The 22,927-nt window shown below is 41.9% G+C and carries 26 protein-coding genes and 1 riboswitch; of the genes, 13 read left to right on the top strand and 13 right to left on the bottom strand.

Annotation, left to right across the window (positions count from 1 at the left end; all coding sequences use genetic code 11):
• Positions 1–61: 61 nt before the first annotated feature.
• Both ACQKL0_RS12890 and ACQKL0_RS12885 read right to left on the bottom strand, forming a co-directional pair.
• Positions 62–1,171, bottom strand: a complete 1,110-nt coding sequence (locus ACQKL0_RS12890) for a histidine kinase N-terminal domain-containing protein (RefSeq protein WP_402867634.1) — start codon at positions 1,169–1,171, stop codon at positions 62–64.
• A gap of 223 nt (positions 1,172–1,394) precedes the next feature.
• The gene (locus ACQKL0_RS12885) at positions 1,395–2,282 is read right to left on the bottom strand and encodes a cation diffusion facilitator family transporter (RefSeq protein ID WP_402867635.1); all 888 of its coding nucleotides are present in this window, start codon (positions 2,280–2,282) and stop codon (positions 1,395–1,397) included.
• A gap of 250 nt (positions 2,283–2,532) precedes the next feature.
• Positions 2,533–2,635: riboswitch (TPP riboswitch) on the top strand.
• A 98-nt stretch (positions 2,636–2,733) separates the two neighbouring features.
• Here ACQKL0_RS12885 and thiT point away from each other — a divergent pair.
• A complete protein-coding gene (thiT, locus tag ACQKL0_RS12880) occupies positions 2,734–3,315 on the top strand; it encodes an energy-coupled thiamine transporter ThiT (protein ID WP_403123486.1) in 582 nt (193 codons plus the stop codon).
• Between the two features lie 52 nt (positions 3,316–3,367).
• Here the strand turns inward: thiT and ACQKL0_RS12875 are convergent, their stop codons facing one another.
• Positions 3,368–3,892 (bottom strand): universal stress protein, encoded by a 525-nt coding sequence (locus ACQKL0_RS12875; RefSeq protein ID WP_402867637.1) that lies wholly within the window; start codon positions 3,890–3,892, stop codon positions 3,368–3,370.
• A 289-nt stretch (positions 3,893–4,181) separates the two neighbouring features.
• Here ACQKL0_RS12875 and ACQKL0_RS12870 point away from each other — a divergent pair, with 289 nt between their 5' ends.
• Positions 4,182–6,158 carry a transglycosylase domain-containing protein gene (locus tag ACQKL0_RS12870; RefSeq protein ID WP_427687964.1) on the top strand — a complete coding sequence of 659 codons (1,977 nt, stop codon included), beginning with the start codon at positions 4,182–4,184 and terminating at the stop codon, positions 6,156–6,158.
• A gap of 180 nt (positions 6,159–6,338) precedes the next feature.
• Here ACQKL0_RS12870 and ACQKL0_RS12865 read toward each other — a convergent pair whose 3' ends face one another.
• Positions 6,339–6,644, bottom strand: a complete 306-nt coding sequence (locus ACQKL0_RS12865) for a hypothetical protein (protein ID WP_402867639.1) — start codon at positions 6,642–6,644, stop codon at positions 6,339–6,341.
• Between the two features lie 176 nt (positions 6,645–6,820).
• Between ACQKL0_RS12865 and iadA the strand changes: the two genes are divergently transcribed.
• The 3 genes from iadA to ACQKL0_RS12850 all read left to right on the top strand — a co-directional run bounded on the left by iadA (position 6,821) and on the right by ACQKL0_RS12850 (position 9,984).
• Positions 6,821–7,996, top strand: coding sequence for a beta-aspartyl-peptidase (gene iadA, locus ACQKL0_RS12860; RefSeq protein ID WP_427687962.1), 1,176 nt, complete (start codon positions 6,821–6,823; stop codon positions 7,994–7,996).
• A gap of 78 nt (positions 7,997–8,074) precedes the next feature.
• Complete coding sequence (locus ACQKL0_RS12855; protein WP_427688115.1) at positions 8,075–9,346, top strand: MFS transporter; 1,272 nt, start codon at positions 8,075–8,077, stop codon at positions 9,344–9,346.
• Between the two features lie 140 nt (positions 9,347–9,486).
• A complete protein-coding gene (locus ACQKL0_RS12850) occupies positions 9,487–9,984 on the top strand; it encodes a kinase (RefSeq protein WP_402867641.1) in 498 nt (165 codons plus the stop codon).
• Between the two features lie 149 nt (positions 9,985–10,133).
• Here the strand turns inward: ACQKL0_RS12850 and ACQKL0_RS12845 are convergent, their stop codons facing one another.
• A complete protein-coding gene (locus ACQKL0_RS12845; RefSeq protein ID WP_427687960.1) occupies positions 10,134–10,532 on the bottom strand; it encodes a carboxymuconolactone decarboxylase family protein in 399 nt (132 codons plus the stop codon).
• 118 nt (positions 10,533–10,650) lie between these two features.
• On the opposite strand from ACQKL0_RS12845, the gene ACQKL0_RS12840 reads away from it, so the two are divergent.
• From ACQKL0_RS12840 to ACQKL0_RS12810, 7 genes are all read left to right on the top strand, one after another.
• Positions 10,651–11,079 carry an Lrp/AsnC family transcriptional regulator gene (locus ACQKL0_RS12840; RefSeq protein ID WP_402955571.1) on the top strand — a complete coding sequence of 143 codons (429 nt, stop codon included), beginning with the start codon at positions 10,651–10,653 and terminating at the stop codon, positions 11,077–11,079.
• Positions 11,080–11,167: 88 nt separating this feature from the next.
• Complete coding sequence (gene sigY, locus ACQKL0_RS12835; protein ID WP_427687958.1) at positions 11,168–11,749, top strand: RNA polymerase sigma factor SigY; 582 nt, start codon at positions 11,168–11,170, stop codon at positions 11,747–11,749.
• Positions 11,688–12,035, top strand: coding sequence for a YxlC family protein (locus ACQKL0_RS12830; RefSeq protein ID WP_427687957.1), 348 nt, complete (start codon positions 11,688–11,690; stop codon positions 12,033–12,035). The genes sigY and ACQKL0_RS12830 overlap by 62 nt, the downstream gene beginning before the upstream one ends.
• On the top strand, positions 12,028–12,246 hold the full coding sequence (locus tag ACQKL0_RS12825) for a sigma-Y antisigma factor component (RefSeq protein WP_427687955.1): 219 nt from the start codon (positions 12,028–12,030) through the stop codon (positions 12,244–12,246). The genes ACQKL0_RS12830 and ACQKL0_RS12825 overlap by 8 nt, the downstream gene beginning before the upstream one ends.
• The gene (locus ACQKL0_RS12820) at positions 12,227–12,541 is read left to right on the top strand and encodes a YbjQ family protein (RefSeq protein WP_402867647.1); all 315 of its coding nucleotides are present in this window, start codon (positions 12,227–12,229) and stop codon (positions 12,539–12,541) included. The genes ACQKL0_RS12825 and ACQKL0_RS12820 overlap by 20 nt, the downstream gene beginning before the upstream one ends.
• A gap of 102 nt (positions 12,542–12,643) precedes the next feature.
• Complete coding sequence (locus ACQKL0_RS12815) at positions 12,644–13,186, top strand: glutathione peroxidase (protein WP_402955584.1); 543 nt, start codon at positions 12,644–12,646, stop codon at positions 13,184–13,186.
• Between the two features lie 185 nt (positions 13,187–13,371).
• Entirely contained in the window at positions 13,372–14,301 is a 930-nt protein-coding gene (locus ACQKL0_RS12810; protein WP_427687953.1) for a catalase family peroxidase, read from the top strand.
• 80 nt (positions 14,302–14,381) lie between these two features.
• On the opposite strand, the gene ACQKL0_RS12805 is transcribed toward ACQKL0_RS12810, so the two are convergent.
• The 4 genes from ACQKL0_RS12805 to ACQKL0_RS12790 form a co-directional block, all read right to left on the bottom strand.
• Positions 14,382–16,052, bottom strand: coding sequence for an ABC1 kinase family protein (locus ACQKL0_RS12805; protein ID WP_402955590.1), 1,671 nt, complete (start codon positions 16,050–16,052; stop codon positions 14,382–14,384).
• A gap of 15 nt (positions 16,053–16,067) precedes the next feature.
• Positions 16,068–16,370, bottom strand: a complete 303-nt coding sequence (locus ACQKL0_RS12800) for a phasin family protein (protein WP_402955593.1) — start codon at positions 16,368–16,370, stop codon at positions 16,068–16,070.
• A gap of 241 nt (positions 16,371–16,611) precedes the next feature.
• The gene (locus tag ACQKL0_RS12795) at positions 16,612–16,842 is read right to left on the bottom strand and encodes a hypothetical protein (protein ID WP_427687951.1); all 231 of its coding nucleotides are present in this window, start codon (positions 16,840–16,842) and stop codon (positions 16,612–16,614) included.
• A gap of 69 nt (positions 16,843–16,911) precedes the next feature.
• Positions 16,912–17,703: a TIGR00266 family protein gene (locus ACQKL0_RS12790; RefSeq protein WP_402867653.1), complete on the bottom strand. Its 792-nt coding sequence runs from the start codon at positions 17,701–17,703 to the stop codon at positions 16,912–16,914.
• A 251-nt stretch (positions 17,704–17,954) separates the two neighbouring features.
• On the opposite strand from ACQKL0_RS12790, the gene ACQKL0_RS12785 reads away from it, so the two are divergent.
• A complete protein-coding gene (locus ACQKL0_RS12785) occupies positions 17,955–18,419 on the top strand; it encodes a CBS domain-containing protein (RefSeq protein ID WP_402955599.1) in 465 nt (154 codons plus the stop codon).
• A gap of 178 nt (positions 18,420–18,597) precedes the next feature.
• Here ACQKL0_RS12785 and ACQKL0_RS12780 read toward each other — a convergent pair whose 3' ends face one another.
• From ACQKL0_RS12780 to ACQKL0_RS12765, 4 genes are all read right to left on the bottom strand, one after another.
• On the bottom strand, positions 18,598–20,664 hold the full coding sequence (locus ACQKL0_RS12780; protein ID WP_427688113.1) for a peptidoglycan D,D-transpeptidase FtsI family protein: 2,067 nt from the start codon (positions 20,662–20,664) through the stop codon (positions 18,598–18,600).
• A 331-nt stretch (positions 20,665–20,995) separates the two neighbouring features.
• Positions 20,996–21,361 (bottom strand): hypothetical protein, encoded by a 366-nt coding sequence (locus ACQKL0_RS12775; RefSeq protein ID WP_402990237.1) that lies wholly within the window; start codon positions 21,359–21,361, stop codon positions 20,996–20,998.
• 75 nt (positions 21,362–21,436) lie between these two features.
• Positions 21,437–22,552 carry a DUF2515 family protein gene (locus ACQKL0_RS12770; RefSeq protein WP_427687949.1) on the bottom strand — a complete coding sequence of 372 codons (1,116 nt, stop codon included), beginning with the start codon at positions 22,550–22,552 and terminating at the stop codon, positions 21,437–21,439.
• Positions 22,553–22,635: 83 nt separating this feature from the next.
• Positions 22,636–22,806, bottom strand: a complete 171-nt coding sequence (locus tag ACQKL0_RS12765) for a hypothetical protein (protein WP_402867658.1) — start codon at positions 22,804–22,806, stop codon at positions 22,636–22,638.
• Positions 22,807–22,927: the final 121 nt, after the last annotated feature.

The raw sequence follows: 22,927 nt of genomic DNA, 5'->3' as shown, positions 1-22,927 counted from the left end.
GAACTATCAGGGAATCAGTCAAAAATTACACACTACTTCCCCGTGATTTGGTGACTTTTACTTATGATTTTGTTTTTACGCGTATGGAGAATGTAGTTAAGAAGTCCGTTGAATGACAAGTCAAGGTCCCTTGATGCTTGAGGATGATTTCCTTGCAAACGAATAGTCCCAACCCTGTGCCCCTTTTTTTCGTTGTGATGAAGGGTTCAAAGATGCTAGGAAGCACCTCGGAAGGTATCTTTGGACCGTTATTAGAAATATTCAAGGTTAGGAAACCTGATGCTACCGAACCGGAAATGTCTATGGATGGATTTGGCGTTTCCGTAACTACATCCAGGGCATTCAATATGATATTGAGTAACACTTGCCTGAATTCCTCCTTGGAGCCGGCCAACTGGGCTTCGCCCTCAATATTACAGGAGACGGAAGCATTTACTTCCAAGATGCTAGGGTATAGGAATTCAATCACTTCATCTACCAGGGGGGCGATTGGAAATATTTCAATTTGTGTAGTATCCGTTTCCCTCTTTGAAAGGTTAAGAAATTGTGTAATCCGATAATTAAGCTGATCCAATTCCTTTGAAATGATGTCCAGATACTTAATCTCTGGCTGTTCGGCTTGTAATAATTGAATGAAACCCATGATGGAAGTAAGGGGATTCCGGAACTCATGGACAAAACTTGATGTCATCTGGCCTAAAAGGGTCAAACGGTCTTTATGATTTGGATTGATCAGCTGATATTGCTCCGCAACCTGCTTCGTCTTTAAATCGGTATAACTGGATAAAGCGAAATAAATGAGTTTATCGAAGTACGCATTTATTTGGTGGATAACCGCAGATAGTTCTCCTTTGATGGCTTCGTAAGAGAGAAATTGATCAATGATGATTGATCTTCCGGTAGAGGTTATGGAAAAGAACATATCCATATTCAAATGCTGTTTAACCCGGCCGGCTGAAATCTTTTCCCCTAAATCCTTCAGCATATCATCTATGTTAGTATCTGTATTTTTCAGTTGTTTCATCAGTGAATTTAGAATTTTTTCTATTTCTTCTTCAAAATATTCTATATAGCCATCTGATAAATGCTTTAATCGCTCTTTCCATTCGGTAAGGATAGTAGTTTTATGAGAAGATAGGAAGTGAAGAGTCATTTCTCGATTCAATACCATTTTGCCCTCCATGTGTAGGAAAATGAATTTATCTTACTTAATTATGAATGAATTAGAATATAATTCCAAAATGTAATATATGGTTTTAATAATAACAGATTGAAAGCGTTCTTTAAATACTCATTCATGCGGTAAATGATCGGTAAAAGGGGAAAGGCTTTGTTTATATTAGGTAAACATTGTATTAATAGGGGGTTTACACATATAAAAAAGGCACCGTTCATTATTGACGGGTACCTTTTTTTTGAAATGTATAGGGTTCGATATGGACAATGACATGTTTGATGTCATGTTCCTTTAATAAGTTTTCTTCAACTTTCACTGTAATGTCATGACTTTGGATGACGGTCAAGAGCGGATTGACATGCACGGTTGTTTCAACCAGAATTTCATTCCCATGCATCCGTGCTTTAATTTCACTCATGTCTTTCACCCCATCCGTCAACAGGATGGTTTGACCTATTTGTTGAAGATGCTGTTCATCGAAACCGTCGGTCAAGGAAAGTGAAGCGTCGTGGAAAATATCCCAAGCCGTTTTGCAGATCATCAGACCTACCACTAAAGCCGCAACCGCATCCAACCAGTCTATGCCGATTGTGGTACCGATAATACCTACGAAAGCACCGATACTGACAAGAGCATCAGAACGGTTGTCCTGTGCGACAGCATGGATGGAGGCGCTGTTTATTTTTTTGCTTAAAGCCAAGTTGTAACGATAAACCCCGTACATGAAGATGGCGGAGAATAAAGCGACATAAGCTGTGAACATATTCGGTACAACTGTCGCATCCTGCGAAAAGAATGATTCGATGGCGCTGTATATGACCTGTAATCCGACGGTGATCATAATGAAGGCGGCAACCAGAGACGCTACGGTTTCAGCTCTCAGATGACCGTATGAATGATTATTATCAGGTGGTCGCTTTGATATTTTTAAGCCTATTAATACAGCGACAGAGGCAATGATATCGGTCGTGTTGTTTAAACCATCTGCCCAAAGTCCTTTCGAGTCTCCAAAGTAACCAAACGTTAATTTGAGGGCCGACAAGAATATGTATGCGGCTATACTGATATAGGCGCCCTTTTCAGCAGAAATTGAATGTTTATCCATGTCTTTTCCCCCTCGTGCAAAATAACCTTTATAAAGATATCAAATTGAACCCTAGTGAGTCTATAGAAAAATTGTCGTCTTTATCCATCTAACTTGGCATATGGCATGTGTATTGAGGCCATGTAAAGAAGTTGGCTGGATGAAAAAATATAACCAGTAATAGGGAAAAACGCTCGTGGATATAATCGTGTTATTTACTTGTCAATTAGAGAAACTAGTAGTATATTCTAACCGAGGAACAAAAATTAAATACTTCCACAAGGGGAGCCAAGATGGCTGAGAGTGAACGTTTGAGTTCAGACCCTATGAACCTGTTAGTTAGTACTAGCGTAGGGATGTGGTTTTGGATAGCAATACTGGGCATCCATTACCGCCCTGGTGTTGCTTTTTTGCATGCCGAAAAAGCGACACGGGACTCATGGGCACTTTTGCACGTGGAGAAGGGTGAGAGATGATGAAACATAAAACATTATTCATGACAGAGGTCGCGATTTTTTCTGCATTGGCATTACTGCTGGATATAGTCTCCGGTTTTGTTTTTGCAAGGATATGGCCACAGGGGGGATCGATTTCCATTGCCATGGTGCCGATATTCTTAATGGCCTATCGTTGGGGAATCAAGGGCGGAATGGCCACCGGTTTACTATTGGGGCTTTTGCAGATTGCCACTGGTTTGGCATTTCTGGCAACGCCGCTTCAAGGATTTATCGAATATTTCCTTGCTTTTACCGCCGTGGGATTATCCGGTTTGTTCATGAATAAATTCGTGAATAACCGTAAAGGGGGAAAACGGTTAAGAGGGGATATATATGCGGTTTGTGGCATGTTTGTGGGGAGCTTCCTGAGGTTTCTTTGCCATTTTACAGCAGGTATCGTTTTCTTTGGGGAATATGCGCCAAACGGGCAACCAGTCGTCCTCTATTCCTTGATTTACAATGGGACATATATGCTGTTTAGTTTTATTTTATCAGCAATCGTGGTAATGGTGCTTTATTCGGCTGCTTCGAATGTCTTGTTGAAGAAAGCCATCTAAGGACAGACCTATAAAAAGGGCCGGCTCGATTATGAGCCGGCCCTTTTCTCCATTATTTTGCAATAAATACCGAGCAAGGTGCCTGCTTGGCTATGGAACTGCTGGTGCTTCCGAGGAAGAACTTTTCCAGGCCGCTTTTTGCACTGTTGCCGACGATGATTAAATCGGCATTCGCCCGCTTTGCATAGTCACATATACTATCGGTGGCATTTCCCTCTAAAATCTCGATATTTCCATTAACCTGGCATTCACTGAGCAATCTCATCATATTGCTTTCAGCCATCCTCACATTGTTTTCATGAACGGTGGGAGTATCGTTCATGTGCATTTGACTTTGTTGTTCTACTTCTGTTACGGGATGCGTTTGTGAAGGGTCGACATAAAATCCTGCTGCCGGTACGAACCCAGGAGCGGATGCACTCTCGATGATGCGGCTTTCACCTTTTGGATTCAGAACTTGAACAATGGTCAATTCAGCTTCCGGAAAGGCCTTTTTTAATGAAGCTCCATATTCCACTGCGCGGTTGCTCTCTTCATTTCCATCATAAGCGGCGACGATACGTTTTAATTGTTTCATCTAAGATCATCTCTCCCCATAATTTGTCATTATAGGTTATATACCCGTTTTTATTGGTTTCATGCCTTTTTCAGGTGTATATTGATTTATAAATGTGGGTAAAGGGTATGGAAAAAGAAAAGACTAGGCATGAAAGGGAGAAATATTGTAGGCATTTTTATGGAAAAGGATAATGGGCAAAATGTTGTGGAATTTGTTTTCCCTTTTAGCCATTGCAAGAGTTTTCTTTCATAAAAAGGGCAAAATATTTTTAATGGAGCATGTCGCATCTGGGAAAATGGGGGTACAAATGAGAGCGTTATTGAAAATAGGTCTTATAATTATATCAATCATTGTCGTAGTGGGAGCTGGTTTGTTCATATATTTTAAACAAACTGTGGATATAAGCAATCTCCAGGATCAACTTCAGCAGCCGACCAAGATTTATGACGAGGATGGGAACTTAGCCAGTACCATCACGGCTAATAAATCGGAAGGCGTCGCGATAGAGGAGATCCCGGAACATCTCATTCAAGCGGTCGTATCCATTGAGGATCACCGTTTTTATGAACATCATGGCATAGATTATCAAGCGATCATGCGTGCGATGGTGAAAAATGTCAAGGCGAAAAGCGTTGTTGAAGGCGGGAGCACACTTACCCAACAACTTGTAAAAATCACCATGCTTGAATCAGATCGGACCTTGAAAAGAAAGATAGAAGAGTTTTTCATCGCTCAAGAATTGGAACGTACGTATACAAAGGATGAAATTTTGGAAATGTATGTGAATCAAGTTTATTTTGGACATGGAGCATGGGGACTCAAAAAGGCAGCGAACATATATTTTTCAAAAGATGTTTCTGAGTTAACCGTCGCCGAAGGGGCTTTGCTTGCTGGGGTCATTAACTTGCCTTCCAAGCTTGACCCGTACAAAAATCCAGAAGGGGCGGTTAAACGACGGGATTTGGTACTGTCTAGAATGACCGAACACGGATATTTGACCGAAGAGGAAGCGGCTTCTGCCAAAAAGGATGAAGTATCACTACAGTTAGGTGAAGATACAGATCCTTTAAAAGGGAAGTATCCTTATTATATAGACCATGTCCTATCTGAAGCCTCCACCATGTATGGATTGGAGCTCCAGCAATTACTCACTAGGGGCTATAGAATATATACCACATTAGATCAACCGATGCAGCAGGCTGCCGAATCAGTCTATAGCCAGGATGCCAATTTCCCTTCTGGGACAAGCAATGACATATTGGTGCAAAGTGGGACGGTCCTTCTTCATCCTAAAACAGGCGGCATTAAGGCACTTGTTGGGGGGAGGGGCGAGCATCAATTCATGGGATATAATCGGGCGACGCAACTGAAAAGATCTCCTGGTTCGTCGATTAAACCGCTCGCTGTTTATACACCGGCAATTGAAGAAGGATATGAAATGACCGACTCTTTAAAAGACGAGAAGATGGAGTTCGGGAATTATGAACCATCGAATTTGAGCGGCACTTATAAAGGGGAGGTCCCAATGTATGAAGCCGTGATGAATTCCTTGAATGTGCCAACCGTTTGGCTCCTGAATGAAATTGGAATCGACAAGGGGCTGGATGCACTCAAACGGTTTGGGATTCCTTATGACAAAAAAAATGACCGAAATCTATCGATAGCCTTAGGCGGGATGGATAAAGGGGTGTCCCCACTCCAAATGGCAGGAGCTTATGCGGCGTTTGCAAATGAAGGAAAGCGAAACGAAGCGCATGCCATTATAAAAATAGAAGACACGGATGGGAAAGAAATAGCAGCCTGGAAGGAAAAGAAGACAAAGGTGGCTTCGAAGGATGTCGTCGATAAGATGAATGCGATGCTTCTTGGGACAGTTAACTATGGAACGGCTAAAAATGCCGCGGTCTCTGGCTATGAAATCGCAGGAAAGACAGGATCCACACAGGTCCCGATCGAAGGCATATCAGGTGTGAAGGATCAATGGTTCGTGGGATACACCCCTTCTTTAGTAGGAGCTGTATGGGCTGGCTACGATAAAACGGATAAAGAACATTATTTAACCACTAACAGCAGCCAGGGAAGTACACTCATCTTTCAAAAAATCATGGCTCAGGCCTTACAGAACGAAACGGCTGAATCATTTCATGCAGAAGACATCGGACCATTGATAGCGGAACAGCAGGAAAAGGAAGAAGAAGAGGAAAGGAAGCAATATTGGATTGATAAGGGGAATGAAATCAAGGAGGGGCTTGGTAAGTGGAAAACATGGGATTTTCCTTGGTGATGATTGGGGATATATCCATATTCCCAGTAAATGAAAAAAAGCTGTCATTATTGACAGCTTTTTTTCCCTCATTAAAAGATGAAATTTACAACTAAACCGATTACGACGATAGCCCCGATAATCATTAAAATGGTTCTCATATCTATACACCTCATTTATATGTAATTTTTTTTTCGTATATTAAATCCCAACGGTTTGGTTGGAGTGAAATCCTATTTTTTCATCATTTTCTTTACAAATGGCCTGAACCTTTTCCAGCATTGCATGTACATTTTGTCCTTCTAGGATCACTTTCATATCCACACACTCTTGTAGAATGAGAACGAATGATACAAATGTTGAAAGTTTTGTGGCATCGACCATTTTATGATTGCAGATAAAGTAGATGTTTCCTTTGAATTCTTTTGTCACTTGGTATAAGTTCATGATTTGACGCATGGATAATCGTGTATTTGTTTTAATATCAGCAGAAATTACTTTGTTCATGGTTGTTTACTCCTTTAATTTTTATATAATTAAATGTTTGTGCCGTAATACTTATAAGATAGAAAAACTAAGTTAAGTTCTTTTGAATTCATGTAATTGGGTTATGGTGTATATTTACCCGCGTATATCGTTTTGAAACCTATTAGAATATTTAAACTTGGAGGGAGTTTGGCCCTATGCTGACACTGATAAAGAATGGTGAGGTTTATACGCCGGAATACATAGGTAAGAAAGACGTTTTGTTGGTCGGAAAACAAATTGGCTTCATTGAGGATAAAATCGACATCCCTGCCAATTTCGTTGAAATGCAAGTGATTGACGCGAACGGTCGAATCATTGTACCAGGTTTTATCGATGCACATGTTCATATCATCGGTGGCGGCGGTGAAGGGGGATTCAAAACAAGAACGCCCGAAATTCAGTTGACCGATGCGACGCTAGCCGGTATCACGACATTAGTCGGGGTCATTGGCACGGATGGAACGACAAGGACGATGCCGGACTTGCTTGCTAAAGCGAGGGCCCTAGAAGAAGAAGGGATTAGTTGCTTCGTTCAAACAGGTTCGTACCAAGTCCCGGTGAAGACCCTAATGGACAAGATTGAAGATGATTTAATCTTAGTGGATAAAATCATTGGAGTTGGTGAAATTGCCATTGCCGATCACCGTTCTTCACAGCCAACCGTGGCAGAGCTTGCAAAACTTGCGTCGCGGGCCAGGAATGGAGGACTTTTGTCCGGGAAAGCCGGTATCGTTAATATACATGTCGGGGATAGCCTGGATCATGTACTGGTAATCGAGGAAGTCGTCAGGACGACGGAAATTCCGATTACACAGTTCTACCCTACACATATGAACCGGAACCCGCATTTGTTTGAGGCCGGGATACAATTTGCCAAAAAAGGCGGGTACATCGATTTCACGACAAGTACCATTCAAAAATTCCTGGATGAAGGGGAAGTAAAAGCAAGCACGGCAATAAGGAGAGCCCTCGACGAAGGTGTTGATATCCGCAACATCACGCTTACATCAGATGGACAGGCTAGCCTTCCGGAATTTGATGGCAACGGAAATATATCCGGACTGAGTATGGGGACCTGCATGTCGCTGTATGAATCGGTTGTCGATGCGATTATCGATGATGGAGTTTCGATAGAGGATTCCATCCGTGTGGTCACGGAAAATCCCGCGAATATTTTGAAGTTAACTAATAAAGGACGGGTGGAAACGGAAAGGGACGCAGATATACTGATTTTGAAAAAAGAGACCTTTGAAATAGATACCGTCATCGCAATGGGTCAGATTATGGTCAGTGAGGGCAAAGCGATGGTGAAAGGCACATTTGAAAAATAATTCATTGATTTCTCTTTCTTGAATTGGAATTTTTGGGTAAAATTAACCAGAAAGTCGGATGAAGGGGGATAGAAAGAGATCATAAAACTTTTTAACAATCAAAATTATACGAAATTATTTTTAGCGAACGTAACATCACAAATGGGCGGGACCATCGGCATGACTGCATTTATGTTTTATTTACTGGACCGCTTCACCAATCAGCCGATTTATGCGACGGTTACGGAATTAATGTATTCTTTGCCTACCCTTGCTGTTTTCTTACTGGTGGGGGTTTTTGCTGATAGATTGGACAGGCAAAAGATTGCTTTGTATTGTGATTGGATTTGCGCAGGGTTGTCTGTTTTATTCTTGCTTTCGTTAGAGATAGATCTTCTCATGGTATCGTTTGCCGTCATTTTTCTGAGAAGTGCCGTCAGGAATTTCTTTGTGCCAGCGGAGTCAGCGTTGATTCAAGGCATTTTGCCTAAAGAGGATTATACGATGGCGGCTGGTTTAAATCAGATGGTATCGAGTCTGTTCATGCTTTTCGGAAACGGAATCGGCATTTTTATCTATTGGTCAGTCGGCATCGAGGGAGCCATTATCTTCGATGTGATCGGATTTATAATCAGTGGTTTCTTGATCCGTTCCTGTCGGATTTCAAAAGAAGTCAGACAGCCGAATGGAGTTTACAATTTGAAGGAACTGAGTGTAACAGGCGTTTGGGCAGATTTTAAAATTGGCTGGCAATATATATGGCAGTATAAGCTATTGTTCACGTTAATCAGCGGTTTTCTAGTATTTGGGATTGTGAATGGTGGATTTTCCGTGATGCAGGTTTTTATCTTGAAGTACAAACTTGAACCTGTTGATTATGAAAAGTATGCCGTCATCTTTGGTGTCATTTTTGGGACAGGAGTATTGCTGGGAAGCATCTTAGCTTCGGTACTGGCCAAAAAAATGAAGCTTCATCATATGATGGTCGTAGGCTTGCTGATATCGGGAGTGGGCACGGTGGCCAGTGGCCTTGTCGAAACAACCCTGCAATATATGATTGGGTTAGCCATCGTGGCTCTATCGCTTCCCATACTTAATGTGTCCCTTGGCGGGTGGCTGCCAAGCCTCGTTGCTCCCGAAATGATGGGGAGGGTCCAAGGATGGATCAACCCCTTGGTGATGTTATCGCAATCAATCACGTTATTCTTGATAGCCGTTGGATTCCCCACCTACATAGCAGTAGAAACGTTATATTGGGTAGTGGGAGGGTGTCTGATCTTCGTAGGCTTCCTATATATGGCCATTATACCGAAGTTCATCCATGAAAAGGCGCCAGAAGCTACTGTGATGATGAAGGATCAAGCGAAGTAATTAAGCAAGTAAGGAATGGAACAAGGAACTTCTTGTTCCATTTACCTTTTCTAAACGGTACAGGTTCAACTTCAATCCGAGAAAATGTCTTGCTAACTATCGGGGTTTATATAAAGAGCGCAAGGTTATGGGGGGAGACCATGAAATCGAAGCTAATCATCATACGAGGGAACTCTGGCAGTGGAAAAACAACGATAGCAAAGAGCCTTCAAAATCAGTTAGGAATAGGTACCCTATTGGTTTCTCAGGATACTGTTCGCCGGGACATGTTGAATGTTCGTGATAGAGAAGGCAACCTTTCAATTGATTTGATCCGTCAAATTACGGAATACGGAAAAGGAAAATGTGAATATGTCATTTTGGAAGGAATCTTACATAAAGATCTTTATGGTGATATGCTACATCACTTAATACGGTTCTATAACGAAAAGGTTTTAATTTGTTATTTTGATTTATCCTTTGAAGAAACCGTCAAACGTCACAACTCTCGTTCAAAAAAGATGGTGTTTGGAGAAGAGTCTTTACTTGCTTGGTGGAAGCCGAATGATTATCTAGGTATCAAAAATGAAATGATATGGACTAACGAAACGTCACAGGATGATGTATTGAATCAGGTTTTTGATCATTTAGAAGATTAATTGATGTATAACGAGAATGAGTATAAAAGCAGAGTGAATTCACTCTGCTTTTATATATGTATAGCGAAGCGGTGTTTAGCTTCTTACACTATATTCATAACATGTACCAATCAACTGCAAGTCCAAGAAATTGTAACTGAATGCAGACGTTATTTTAATCCCATCAAGGCCCCGAAGTATTGTTGTGCAGTGGAAAAACAAATGAAGGCTATTAATTCTGATATTTCTTCGTCGCTGAATACTTCCTTTAATACTACCAAAAAGCGTTCTTCTGTTTTCTCGCGTTGCACTAAAAATATTTCTGCAAAGGCGATTGCGTAGCTTTCTTTTATATCGGCCGGTTCCATTGGAATGCCTTTGGCCTGACAGTACGCACAGCCATTTCCGTAGGCTAGAACTCTTCTGACATTTTCCTTCAATTGCTTTGTAAGCACCCCATCAGCCGAAATGGTTTCTGAGAGGTCATTCCAATTCTGAGCAATTCCTTCGTTATGAAACAATTGCTGAAATGGACTTGTTCCAAATTGTGAACTTTTAATTCTTGGCATCGATATCTCCCCTTTGAGATAATCATAATCTAGAAGAAATGAAAAATTAATCGCATATGAAAAGTGATAGGAACAAAAAAATACTAGATGAATGGAAAATAAGGAGAATAGTATTCATATGAAATTAGACGATAAAGACCGCAGCATTTTAGCCGTACTGAAGAATGATAGCAGGGTTTCCATGAGGGAATTGGCAAAGAAAGTGGAGATGTCAGCACCCGCCGTTACAGAACGTGTCCGGCAAATGGAGTCTTTTGGTATCATCAAGGGTTATGGAGCCGAGATTGATTATAAAAAAATGGGCTTTCCGATAGAATGCATGATTGAAGCGACGGTGAAAAATGGGGAATATGACCGATTCAGAAAGTTTATCTTGGGTCAAGAAAATGTGGAATTTTGCTATCGAATCGCGGGAAAGGCTTGTTTCATGCTCAAGATTCGCTGTGAAAGCCTTCAAAGAGTGGAAGAATTCATTAATCTCGCCATTCCTTTTGCATCGACGGTGACGCATGTAATTCTTTCTGAAGTAGAGAGACTTTCTGAATGAAAAATTTTTTTACAAGTCAGTGAACGAATTCATTTCCTTAACCGTCATATAAGTAACAAGCTAAGGATCAGGGAGCAGGTGATGATAGATGGAAGAACTGGAGCTGATTAAAGCGGCGAAAAAGGGGGATGATCAGGCGTTAGGCTCACTATTTCAAAACACGTATCCTTTTCTGCTAAAATACTTGCTTAAATTGACTTATGATTTACAAACTTCAGAAGATGTAGCTCAGGAAACCTTTTCTAAGGCCATCGAGAATCTTTCAAGGTACAAAGGGACTTCCAAGTTTTCCACATGGCTGATTTCCATTGCGACTCGGGTTTACTTGGATCAGAAGCGGAAGGAGAAGCGGGAAGAGTCCTGGTTAAGGCAAGAGCAATCGGTCAGAAAGCTCAAATGGGAGACGCAGGCCAACAATCAAGCATGGGATGATGTAATGGAAGCATTGGGGAATGTAGAGGATGATCTGCGAATTCCAATCATCTTGAAGCATTATTACGGATTTTCTTACGAAGAGATTGCGAAGATCATCAAGATACCAGAAGGTACCGTGAAGTCACGTGTCCATATTGGATTAAAGAAGATTAGAAAGGAGTTGGTCAGTAACGATGAAAAAGAACCATCCGGTTTATCAAAACCACTCAGACAAGAGAGATCAAGAGACGGTTAGTCAAATCAAGAAAAGCTTGGAGGAATTTGACGATACGATTTCCATCGATGTCCCACAAGTATCTTTTTTTGAGCAAACCATTAAACGAAAGCGTCAAAAAGCCAGAAGGGAATGGCGGAAAGAAGTGCTTATGTTTCTAGTGACGGCTGCTCTCATTCTCTGCTTCTTGTTTCTATCTTTATTTCATCAACCTGAAGTATTTCTCACATTACAAGTGTTGAGCGTGATTTTCATCGGCATATATACGTTTTATGTAAAAAGGAAGGTGGAAAGCAGTCATGGATAGAATGCAGATGTATGTATTGATTGTGTGTGGGCTTATCTTGTTGGCCCAAAGCATATATTTATTCACCGATGCAAAGAAGAATGGTTTCAATCATTGGTTATGGGGCATTCTTGGTTTGATTCAAGCACCGGTTCCGCTAATTTTTTATTTAATCGTAAAAAAAATAAGAAAACGGGAAGAGGATGAGCTCAATGATTATCGTGACTACTAATGAAGTGCCGGGTAAAGAAATAAAGGAACTGAAGGGACTCGTTAAAGGGAACTCGGTCCAATCAAAGCATATCGGGAAAGATATTATGGCGGGTTTGCGGACCATTGTCGGTGGGGAAATTTCTGAGTATACAGAAATGATGAAGGAAGCTAGGCAAAAGGCCATTGGCAGAATGGTGGATGAGGCGAAGGAAAAAGGTGCGAATGCCATCGTTGCGATGCGCCTTGAAACATCCGCTATCATGCAGAATGCTTGTGAAATCATTGCCTATGGAACTGCCGTATATGTTGAGTGAAGATTTTTATGAGCAATTAGTCATAGGTATTTAAGCTTATTTCTTTCGTTCCTTCTATTCCTATCGTATAATTCTAGATAGAAATATAAGGGGGAATGAAGAGTGGGGATTTATGAATTTTCTGCAGAGCGAATCAATGGACAGGAAGTTTCTTTAGAGAAGTATAAAGGTGAGGTCCTTATCGTCGTCAATACGGCAAGTAAATGTGGGTTTACCCCGCAATACGAGGATTTACAAAAGCTTTATGACCGATATAAAGATAAAGGATTGAACATTCTTGGTTTTCCTTGTAACCAGTTTGGAGAACAGGAACCAGGCCAAAACCAAGAAGTGGAAACATTTTGTCAGTTGAATTACGGCGTGAATTTCCCACTATTCAGTAAAGTGGATGTCAGGGGAAGCCAGGCACATCCATTATTTCACTATTTAACAATGAATGCGCCATTTACCGGTCTTGTCGACAAGCCAGGCGGAAGAATGCTGCATGCAAAATTGCAAGCGGAGCATCCAGAGTTTTTGATAGATGATTCAATTAAGTGGAACTTCACGAAGTTCCTTATCGACCGCGAAGGAAATGTCGTGAAGCGTTTTGAATCGGTGGAAGCCCCATTTGATATGGAACAGGATATTGAAGCCCTTTTATAACACCCTAATGGAAAAACGGCAGCGCTTGGATTCTTTCAGGCGTTTTTGTCGTTTTTACGTTAAAAATATCTGTATATGGAAATAAAGAGAAGGACGATGTGTTATCCTGCGTTTTATATGGAATAGGCGATTGAGATTGAGGGTACTGGTAAAAGATAACTTTAGCGGAAAGAAGGGTGATGAACGTGGAAAATGAAAAGGCAAAACCCGAATTAGCTAATCAGGCGGTGGATGCCATTGAAAAAGTCGTGGGTACGTTTCCGGGCAATCGTCGAGCTCACGCAAGGGGAAATTACTATGAGGGTGTGTTTACCCCAAATGGACAAGCCGCATTGTTAACTGACGCACCACATCTTCAGAATCAGGCAGTTAAGGCCACCATCCGATTCTCCAATAGTTCCCCGAACCCCAATCATACGGATACCCATTCTCCCGTCAAAGGGATGGCTGTCAAGTTCCATTTGCCTGATGGGGAGGAAACAGATCTTATTGCCGTGACGATTCCGTTGTTCTTCGCGAAAAAACCAGAAGCGTTTGTTGAGATACTTGAGTTTGTCAAATCGGCCAAAGATGGATTCCCGAATTTGAAAGAACTCACAACGATTGCGATGAAATACCCTGAAAGCAAAGCGGGTTTGAAGATGATTAAAGAAATGCGTTCACCTGCCAGTTATACAATGGCACGATACTTTTCCATACACGCCTATTATTTCGTGAATGAAAATGGGAAGCGCCAGGCCATCAAATATCAGTGGGAGCCGGATGCCGGGTTAAGTATGCTGGAAAAAGATGAATTGGCCAAGCTTCCACCAGACTTTTTGACTGGAGACATGGAGGAAAGGCTGAAACGAGGACCAGCCGGCTTTACTTTAAACATTCAAATCGGTAAGGAAAATGCTCCGACTGATGATCCTACCGTCGTGTGGCCGGAAGATAGTCAAATCATTTCGGTTGGGAAGTTATCCATCACAGGCAAATTGGATTCGCAGAAAGAGGCAATCCGGTTTGATCCAACGAATGTGACGGATGGAATTGAGTGTTCGGAAGATCCCATCTTGAATTTCCGTCATAGCGCCTATGCCGTATCTTATGACCGACGCACACATAACCAGTGAGTGGGCAGGCAAATTTGTGAATGTCCATGAAAAAAAGAGAAAATGCCAAGAAGGGATTTTCTCTTTTTTTCATGATGAAACTACATTCTCCCCGATCTAAAGATGGTATAGATCATCAATAAGAACATGAGGGTTGCGACGACAAACCCGATTTCGATGGCCGGTATATTCCAAAGGATGTTTGCTTGGCCGGCAATGGCAGAGCCGACGATTAGACCGACCATGATGATGCTAAAGGCCAACAGGATTATACTGAAAGACAGCCGATTCGAGATTTGATCAAGTTTATGTAAGAAAACCTGGAGTTCGGGGATGTTGATGTCCAACCGTAACTTTCCTTTTTTGATGATATCTGAAACGTCTCTTATATCCTTAGGAAGCTCGGAAATAGCTTCTGCGGATTCAATAAATTGATTCCATGTTTTCTTTGCCAGGTTCTTAGGATGGAAACGCTCTTTCAATAGCCTTTCACCAAAAGGTTCAGCGGCTTTCATGATACTGAAGTTCGGGTCCAATTCTTCGACAATGGCTTCCATGGTAAGCAAAGCCTTACCAAGCATCGTGAATTCGGGTGGAATCATGACCTTGTGTTCATTGGCCACGGAAAACAGATCATTGACTGCACCACCCAAGCTTATCTGGCTCAAGGGGATGTCATAATATTTATTCCGCAATTCATCAATATCATATCGTAACGAAGACATATCCGTTTCGTCCGTGAGAAGTCCCATATTGGAAAGCGTATTGATCAATCCAGTGGTGCTTCCTCGCTTTAGATTGATGACAAGGGAAGCAAACTGATACTTCATCTCTTCCTCAAGACGGCCGACCATACCGAAATCCATCAGAGACACTACATTCCCAGGTAAGATGACGATATTCCCTGGATGAGGGTCACCGTGATAAAAACCATCAATCAAAATCTGCTGAAGAATGGAATTGGCTAATCTATCCGCGATTATCCTGCGATCATATCCTTCTTCATCAAGCTGTTTGTAATGATTGATCTTGATGCCTTTGATGAAGTCCATCGTCAGGACCTTTTTGGTTGAATAATCCCAGTGAATCTTCGGTATCTTGATACCTTGATTGTCGATGAATTGCTTGGCTATCCTTTCTCCGTTCCGCCCTTCTGAATTATAATCGAGTTCAGCTCGCAGGGACTTAGCGAACTCATCAATCATTTTTCTGATTTGATATCGCCTTGCCCAAGGTATCCGGGCTTCCATAAGCCTGGTCAAATCATCGAGGATTTCCAAATCCGTTTCCACGTTGGGCAAAATGTCGGGTCGTTGGACCTTGATGGCGACCACTTCCTGTGAGTGAAGCCGAGCAACGTGGACCTGACCGATTGAAGCGGTCGCAAGAGGGGTTTCTTGAAATTCAAGAAAAAGGCTTTCCAAGGAATCCCCCAATTCAGCTTCAACAATCTGGCGTGCTTTTTCAAAAGGGAAAGGTGTGACCTGATCCTGGAGCTTCTCTAGCTCGCGGACAATTTCTTCCGGTACAATGTCACGTCTGGTACTGGCAATCTGACCAAGCTTGATGAAAGTCGGGCCTAAACTTTGTAATATCTTATGTAGCCGTTCCCCGATCGACCGCAGGTTCAGGTTTTCTTCGGGTGCGACTTTCGATGTGGATTTTCCATCAGATAATCCCAATCGATAGATGAAATAACCCATGCCGTTTTTTAAAAAGGCATTCGTGATTTCCTGGTACCGATGTGCATGTTTCAATCGCTTGCCAAACATTCATTTTCCTCCAGATCAAGGTTGTATGGATTGGTTTTTTTGTTCTAAAGCAGCTATCCGGCGCTCTAATGCCTGAACTTCTTCTCTTGTGGCCAAATTGAGGCCATTCAAAGCCTGGTTGACTTTCACTTTGACTGAATCATCGATTTGCTTTTGGGCCTGTTCTCCTTTTTCTACCCACTGTTTAATAAGGTCCTTTGATTCTTCTTTACTGATATCGCCTTTTTTTACCAGGGTATCCACCGTTTTCTCAATCTGCTCTTTCGTTGCTGCAGCAGCACCTATGCCTAAGGAAAATATGTTTTTTATTAAGTCCATGTTTACATTCCTCCAATATAAAGTTTTTACACCTTAAACTCCAAGAGTAAACCATGCTTTTCTTCTATCATACATGAATCATGAACACTACTAAAATATTATGGGTTAGAGTATTCGAAATGATGGGAAGAATGTGTCTACAAGGTGAAAGGTGAACATGCACTAAAGATTTGTTAGAAACCGACTTGATACGGAGAACCATTCAATATGAAAGCCACTGACAAGATAAGTAGAATGAAGGTCATTTTTTACGGTAGAGGTATTGCCATTCGGTTCCGAGCTCCCGGTTAAGCAGTCGTTCCATTTGTTCGAGTTCGTTTCTGCCAATAGGCTCATCGGCAGGTGTCCACTGAATGGTGTAAACAAAATAGTACTCTCTTATTTTTCTGAAGATGACGGGGGAGTTGGGGTATTGGTCAAAAATCGCTTTGATATTGTATCGTCTCATGTAGGACCATTTAACAAGCTGCATGTCGATTCCACCCTTTTCTGCTAGATGATATCTGTGGCCGAAAAGCCTGCCGGCCACAGACTGCATCAATTATTTATCGTTGAATAAGCCGAACAAGCCTTTTGCTATGCTTCCTTCATCGGATGACCCGCCATTTTGTGGCATCGCAGCAAACACACGGCTGGCCAGGCGGCTGAACGGAAGGGATTGAATCCAGACGGTTCCAGGACCCTTCAATGTCGCAAAGAAAAGACCTTCTCCGCCGAATAGCGCAGTTTTTACACCTTTGACGAATTCGATGTTATAATCCACCCCGCTGGTCATGGCGACTAGACAGCCGGTATCCACACGGAGTACCTCACCTGGCGCCAATTCCTTTTGGTGGATCGTACCCCCTGCATGGACAAAAGTCATTCCGTCCCCTTCGAGTTTTTGCATGATGAACCCTTCACCACCGAAAAAGCCTGTCCCAATTTTCCTCTGAAATTCGATTCCAACCGATACACCTTTCGCTGCGGCTAAAAAAGCATCTTTTTGACAAATGATTTTTCCGCCGAGCTCACTCAAGTCCATAGGGATGATCTTACCTGGATAAGGGGAGGCGAAAGAAACATGCCTTTTTTCATGACTTTCATTGGTAAAGGTGGTCATGAATAAGCTCTCGCCCGTAAGCAGCCTTTTACCGGCACCAAAAAGTTTTCCCATCATCCCTCCATCACTGCTAGATGACCCATCGCCAAAGATTGTTTCCATTTTGATTTGATCTTCCATCATCATTAAACTGCCTGCTTCGGCAATCACCGTTTCTTTGGGATCCAATTCGACCTCGACAAACTGCATGTCATCCCCGTGTAATTTGTAATCTATTTCATGATTATTCATTGTTTATCCTCCATTCTGATCTTATTTTCATTGTAAAAGAAATTCATCCAATCTTCCAATATTATTCAATGATTTGTATTACGGAAAAAGAGGGGGCTGATTGTCCAATAAGAGGGTGGGGCAGATGAAAGTAGAAAAATTGACAAAGAATGCAGAAGTACCAATGTTTTTTAATGGTATGATTAAATGGAAAGTAAGTGAAAATATAGATATTGGATATGGAACATCAACTTAATAAAAGGGGTGGTTGGATGTTAGTCAAGGATTATATGATCAAAGAGGTATATGTGGCTCGCCCGAATTTTACATTAAAGGAAATCATGGGGCTCTTTATAGAAAATAAGGTTGGTGGGGTTCCTGTGGTCGATGATCAGGATAAGCTTCTAGGGATGGTATCGGATGGAGATATTTTACGCTACCTGGCACCCGCGGAAGAATCCGTCAAGGGATATTACACGTACATCACGATTTTGCCTGGCGAAAACCTGGACGAAAAGGTCGCCTCTAAAATGAATGATAAAGTCTCGCAAATTATTAAGAATAAGAAAATCACGAAGTTATCCCCGGAAGATCCATTGTCTGATTTGATAAAGGTCATATCTAAACACCACTTCAAGAAAATCCCGGTGGTGGATGAACATAATAAGGTTGTCGGGATAATTAGCAGGGGAGATGCGCTACGGGCCCTTTATAAAGAGTTCGTCCAAAAGCTATAGTATTAAGTATGAAAATGAAATGGGGCTGTCCCAAAAGGGATAATTACACCGAAATTGAATAAATGGTAAAAGGCAGAAACGTTGATTTAACAACATTTCTGCCTCTTTATTTTTGTCAAATTCCCTGGAATAAAGACTTATTAGACAGCCCCATTTTTGTCGATTCACCCGATTTGGATCACTCGGGATTTGAATCAACCGCCTTGTCTTTCTCTGTTTCTCCTTTTAATCTTTTTTCCTTTAATTTGAAATAAGCATCCATCGCCCTTTCACCAATCCGCTTGTTGATATCATCTGCGGCGGAACCTTGGTAAACCCATGGTGCTACGACGGAAAACGCCACTTCTGGTTTATTGTGTGGGGCGTAGCCTACAAGCGTTAGATTGATAGTTGGTTCGGGTTCGCTATATTCATTTCTTCGAGGCCCGTCATAAAAGGCCTGGGCCGTCCCTGTTTTCGCAGCCGGGCGGTATGACTTGCCGGCAAAAGCACTATATGCCGTTCCACCAGGTTCCTGTGCAACCTGTCTAAAGCCTTCTTGGACACGTTGAATCCAAATTTCTTCCCCGCCCAGATCGTTTAAAACTTTCGGACTCACCGATTGAAATACAGATCCCAATTCCCCATGCTTATCGGAAGGGTTCCTGATTTCCTTAACAACATGAGGCTCAAGTCTTTGTCCACCATTAGCAATCGTCGATACGTACTGTGCCAATTGCATCGGTGTATAGGTATCATACTGTCCAATGGATAAATCGAGTAGCAATCCATCTGTCGAAGTATCGACCCCTTTAAAACCTGCCGATTCATTGGGAAGGTCGATGCCCGTACGAACGCCTAAACCAAATTGGGCATAATGGTTTCTTAGTGTGGTAAACGACCCACTCTTAAGACCCAACTTTTGATGTGGACTATAATGACCGCCGCCAATCTTAATTGCCGTCAGGAACATATAAACGTTCGATGATTTTTTTAATGCAGTTACATCTGATAGATACCCCAAGTTGCTATATGACTTTTTGGGTTTAGCCCCAGCCAGATAAAGTGGCTGGTCATACAAGGTTGTCCCGGGAGAGATGACCCCTGTTTGAAAACCTGTGTAAACCGTCGCCCCTTTTACAGAGGAACCCATCGTATAAGATGTGGTAATTGTTCCAAGGGCAAAATCGTTAATCTCGGTCGCACCGGTTTTAGCGTTGTGCCCGTATTGTTTCCCAGACATTGCCAGGACTTCGCCAGTATTAGGATCCATTAAAACGACGAAGGCACGATCTAACAAATATGTATTACCCTTTGCTTTCGTTCTTCTTAACTCCGTTTCAATGATTTCGTCTACTATTTGCTGCAGCTCCATATCGATGGTCAGGACCAGGTCCTTTCCACTTTCTCCGTCAGTCACGGGAATCGTGTCAACCACTTCGCCTTTACTTAAGATGTTTTCCACTTTCGCCTTTTTCCCACGGAGGACATCTTCATATTGTTTCTCAATATAACTTTTTCCGACTCGATCATTCCGGGTATAGTCACGGGCTAGATAATAGTCTAGATTTTCGCTAGGAAGCCCTTCTTCGGAAGAGGAGACTTTTCCGAGTACCGACCGCAACGTTTCATCATATTTATAGGTCCTATCCCAATCCGTCGTAACATCGACACCAGGAAGGTCGGATAAATGCTCACTGACCCTGGCGAATTCTTTTTTGGTCACGCCTTTATTCTTAACGATGGATGGGGTAAGTGCGTATCCACTATTAAACTCTCGAAAAATTGCGAGAACTTCCAATTCATCCTTGGTGAATTCTTTGATGTTTTCTTCGGTTATTCGCTCTAATTGAAGTTCATATAACTTTTTTTCTTTCCACTTATTTTCTTCGACTTTCTTCCGTTCCGCTTTTGTAATCAAAGCCTCCGCTTTTTTAGGATTTTTTAAGATCCAGAAATCCTTCCTATCCCGCTCCGTAATTTTTTTCGTATCCTTTTTTATCAAGGTAGCGAGGATTTCGGCCGTTTCTAGCATTTCTGCTGTCTTTGTATTTGGATATTTCGTATAGGTGATCGCATTAAGAGGATCATTATCGACGACTGGGTTCAAGTACCGATCGTACATTTTACCACGGGGAACGGGGCTGTTGACCACATCATTTTCGGTTCGATCCACCTCGCGTAAATAATTATCTCCATAAACAATTTGAACGATACCCAGCCTTATAACCAGGGCGGAAAATAATATGAATATGAAAAAGAACATAAAGTTCAGTCGGAAAGGAATTGGATTCTTTTTTTTCTTTTCTTTCTTCAATTAGGTCATTCCCTTCTTAATCAAAAGTAAAAAATTCCTAAATCTAATGATATATAAAAACAGCCTATATATCTATGGTTATTCCATAAAATTATTTAATTAGAAAAAATAGGTCGGAAGAATAAGAGAATAACCAGGAGAATTCGGGAGGACGAGAAGAAAGAAGCAGAGGATGAGGGGGAGTATGTACCCTTTTAGATGGGGGATGGAACGCCGCCAAATTAACTGCGAATTTCCCTTCTTAAGGAATTATAAGGAATATACGGAATGCGAGCAATGCCTAATTGGCTTCTTTTCCCTTTGGTGTTAGCGAATAACTCATACGGTCGGATACGCTGATTACTTCATTGAAATATCCGCAAAGTTCAAGCCACTTTTCAGGATAAATCGTGATAAAACGTTCCATTGTTTCGATTGAATGCAGGACAAGGCAATCAATTCGCTTTACTTGTTTATTCTGCAGGTTAAAGAGAAGTACATGAGGGATAGTGTAATACGGATAGAGCTGATATGGGTTCAGTATGACCGGGGAAATATTCTTTTCTTCTATATACTTGTCCGTCATGATTTTTTGGATTGCAAAACTCTCACTCGGATGTAAGTCTCCTATGGCGTGATTCGGATTCATCAGTACAATGCCTCTCATTTGGTTTCTCCCCTTCTTTTTGGTACTCATTGTTTCCAAATGATGGGAGTTGTATTCGTAATGAGAGGCATGGATTCAAATGAAAGATTTCAGTTCATTGATGGTCTTTAAGTGTTGGACATTTTCTAAAACCTTGCTTGTCAGGTCCACCTTTTGAACAAGCGGCAAGTCTTGTAAATCATAAATGAAGGCTTCTTTCGTAAACCAATCAGTCCGGGGCAAAGGGAAAACCGGACAATCACTCCAGGCGGTGGGGAGGGTTGGGCTGTATACCTTCGATTCCACGCTGGAAATGGATGTAGAGGTATACACATCATCCCAATAGTCTGCCCGAGAAGCGGTGTGGGGATGATTGGTTGCGAATTGCTCGACACCTTGGAGGATCATGGGGTGCTGAAAGAGAAGCTGGTATAGGGTCTTGCCGGTCTTGATTCGTTGAAGGGGATCAGCAAATCGTGAAACGGTCAGGCCGGTTAATGAATAGCGCTTTTTCTGGTATGCATAAGGAAAGAGCACCGTCGTAAAGCCTAAAAGTTCCTGTAGCCGGAAATCGAGCCTCCGGAGGATTTCACCATGACGGGAGCGTTTCAATACGCGTTCCTCCATCATCCTTTGTTCATTGATAATGAGGGCGTTTGTTAAAAGTGGAGAATGGGGCTCATGGATAAAGGATTCCCATATGGGGGCCATGAAGTTGGAGATATGGAAGATCCGCAAATATTTCCTTAAGGGAATATTTTTTTGCTTGGCCTTTTCATATAAAAGGAGCTGTGGAAAGGCATCGGCAAAAATGGCCGAATTTGCCCGTTCTAGGAAAAGGAAGAATTTTTGCCGATCCTCGCTGTTGAGAAGATGGGTCATGGAAGAACTGGCCAAGTCCGTCATATGATAGCCACCGTTCCTAGAAACCATATGAGCTAAAAAAGACCAATGCACCTCGGGGTTTCGCTTGTAATAGGAAAGGTAAGCTTGAGTCCTGGTCACGTTATTCCGGTTCTGGGCCGCAGTCTCAGCTCGGATGTTTTTTATAAGGGAGGATTCTTCAGGAAAGAAAATGATGGATTCTTCCGCAGGCTGCTTAAGCTCGAGTTCCAATCTGGATTTCAATGCATCGAAATTCCCGGCATCCAAGACGGGATGAATCTTTTGTGGAGCTCCACCAAACAGCTTCTGCACATATTGCGAGAACATATAATCACCACGAATGTTTTTCGGTTAGTATATGCAGAGCAGTCAAGAAAGGGGCGTTGCTCCTGCAGAGCCATCGTACTAGATCAACGGTTCTTTTTCTTCTTATTCAAATACATGATGATATAGTAGACGACCCAGAAAAGCCCAACTGGAATGAAAGCTAACGGACTGTATTTTTCGGGAACGACAAATGCAATGAAAATGGATAGTAATAAAAATGGAACAGCCAGTAGTATATAGCTTCTCCAATTCATAGAATGAACCTCCTTTAGGGTTACGTTATCCCTATAGGATAAATGATTATTCAACAATAATCTAGAAAAGTCACAATTGACAAAAATATACACCCGTAGTAATCTTTAAAAACAAGTTAAT

This window comes from Peribacillus sp. NPDC097264, assembly GCF_050277925.1.
Classification (GTDB): domain Bacteria; phylum Bacillota; class Bacilli; order Bacillales; family DSM-1321; genus Peribacillus.
Note: the sequence above shows the minus strand (reverse complement) of the source record. Positions and strands in the feature narration are given on the sequence as shown.